This window comes from Myxococcus sp. AM011 (genome assembly GCF_013372595.1).
GTDB classification, from domain to species: Bacteria; Myxococcota; Myxococcia; order Myxococcales; family Myxococcaceae; genus Myxococcus; species Myxococcus eversor.
The window spans coordinates 1-2,145 of record NZ_JABXEM010000517.1 but is presented as its reverse complement, the minus strand read 5'-3'; the positions used below and the strand labels follow the sequence as shown (position 1 = coordinate 2,145).

2 protein-coding genes and 1 pseudogene are annotated in these 2,145 nt (G+C 67.4%); 2 read left to right on the top strand and 1 reads right to left on the bottom strand.

The features are described 5' to 3' along the window. Window positions 1-173: pseudogene (locus HUW62_RS50235) on the bottom strand (heptosyltransferase); the annotation flags it as partial. Between the two features lie 83 nt (window positions 174-256). On the opposite strand from HUW62_RS50235, the gene HUW62_RS46905 reads away from it, so the two are divergent. After that, complete coding sequence (locus tag HUW62_RS46905; RefSeq protein ID WP_163869738.1) at window positions 257-1,135, top strand: YicC/YloC family endoribonuclease; 879 nt, start codon at window positions 257-259, stop codon at window positions 1,133-1,135. Further along, complete coding sequence (gene gmk / locus HUW62_RS46900) at window positions 1,132-1,761, top strand: guanylate kinase (RefSeq protein WP_163869739.1); 630 nt, start codon at window positions 1,132-1,134, stop codon at window positions 1,759-1,761. Before HUW62_RS46905 ends, gmk begins: the two co-directional genes overlap by 4 nt. Window positions 1,762-2,145 lie beyond the last annotated feature (384 nt).

The following is a 2,145-nucleotide window of genomic DNA, read 5'->3' as shown; positions in this document are numbered from 1 at the left end:
GTGGTGAGGAGGGCCTCGCCCACGCGGTTGTCGGGCCGCACGAGCAGCACCTTCCGGGGGACGGGGAGGGAACTTCCAGGACGGAGCCGGCGGCCGGGGCGCCAGAACAGCAGGGACGCCACGAGTGCCAGCGCCAGCTTCGCCCACAACTCGAGCCGCTTGTGCCAGACCATCGCGGCGCGGACCCTACACAGAACTGAAAGGGGTGCAAGCACGCTGCTTGACCTGCGGACGGAAAGCCCCTAGCAACCGCCCAATGCTGAAGAGCATGACCGGGTTTGGCGCGGGCCGTGCGCGCGTGGGGGACGAAGAGGTCTCCGTGGAGTTGCGCTCCCTCAATCACAAATTCTGCGAGGTGAAGGCGAGACTGCCTCGCGAACTCGCGTCGCTGGAGCCGAGCGTCACGAAGCAGGTGAAGGACCGGCTGGCCCGTGGCTCAGTGGAACTGCTGGTGAAGCGGCAGTCCTCCACCGCGACGGGGACGGTGCCCACGGTGGACCTGAACCTGGCGCGCGAGTACCTGCGCACCTTCCGCGAACTGGCCAAGGAGCTGGGCCTCCCGGCCGACGTGGCCTGGTCCCAGGTGGCCAACCAGCAGGGCGTCGTGCGCCTGGAAGAGAAGGGCGTGAATCTGGAGTCGGCGACGCCCGCGGTGACGGAGGCGTTGGACCAGGCGCTCGGGGCCCTGGAGAAGATGAGGCTCGTCGAGGGCGAGGCGATCTACGCCGACCTGGACGCGCGACTGAAGTTGCTCGAGGGCTGGAGCCGCGAAGTGGCCCACCTCGCTCCCCGCGCGGTGCAGGACTACCAGCAGCGGCTCACGGAGCGGGTGGCGGAGCTGGCGCGTGGCGTCGCGGTGGACCCGCAGCGGCTGGCGCAGGAAGTGGTGCTCTTCGCCGAGCGCACGGACATCGCCGAGGAAGTCACCCGACTGGCGAGCCACCTGGAGCAGTTCCGCGCGCTCATGGTGAGCACCGAGCCCGCGGGCCGTCGCATGGATTTTCTCGTGCAGGAGATGCACCGCGAGGTGAACACGACCGGTTCCAAGAGCCAGCACACGGAGATCTCCGTGCGCGTGGTCTCGATGAAGGCCGAAGTCGAGCGCATCCGCGAACAGGTGCAGAACGTCGAATGAGCGAACCCACCATCCTTCAGCCCGGTCTGCTGCTCGTCCTCTCCGCGCCCTCCGGGGCGGGGAAGACCACCCTTGCCCATCGGCTCCTCAAGGAGACGCCGCAGGCGAACTTCTCCATCAGCGTCACGACGCGCCGCCCTCGGGGCAAGGAGCAGGAAGGGGTCGATTACGAGTTCGTGGACGTCGCCACCTTCCAGGCGAAAATCGAACGCGGCGAGTTCGTGGAGTGGGCGGAGGTTCACGGCCACTTCTACGGCAGCCCCCAGTCGACGGTGGATACCGCTCGCGCCCGTCGGGGCGTGGCCATCTTCGACATCGACGTGCAGGGTGGCCAGGCCATCAAGCGCAAGCACCCCGACGCGGTCACCATCTTCGTGCTCCCGCCCTCCATGGATGAGCTGGAGCGGCGGCTGCGGGACAGGCAGACGGACTCGGATGAGACCATCCGGCGTCGGATGCTGGCGGCCCGCTCGGAGATGGAGCGGGGAATCGCCTCCTACGACTACATCGTCGTGAACGACGACTTCGAGCGCGCGTACAGCGAGCTGCGCGCGGTGGTGGTGGCCGAGGGCTGCCGTCGGGGCCGGGTGGACGTCTCGAGGTTGAAGCTGGGTGTGGGGAGCTGAGGGCAGGGGAGGGGGGCAAAGAGGGCGCTGAAGTGACAATCAGCAAACTTCTTGCGCCGTCCCGCTGCTTGGTGGATAAGCCGCCCACCTCACGGCGAGGCGCGGGTGGCCCAAAGCCCTCCACGACAAGCAGGCAGCCGTGATTTCCGTCAGCAACAGGTGCGGAATCAGCGCCCACGGCGCTGGGGTTCTCTGAACCACGTAGAATAGGACCGTCGGTCCCTGGAGGACTCCCTACATGGGGCCTTCGTGGGACTTCGAGTGTCCGGAGCAGCTCGTGACAACGAGTTGACATTCTCCGGACCGCTCCATAGATGGTCAGCCAGCAGGAAGTGGTCCGGTGGGCGTCGCGGTGGTGGGGTTGGAGGTCGTCTCGTGCGAGAC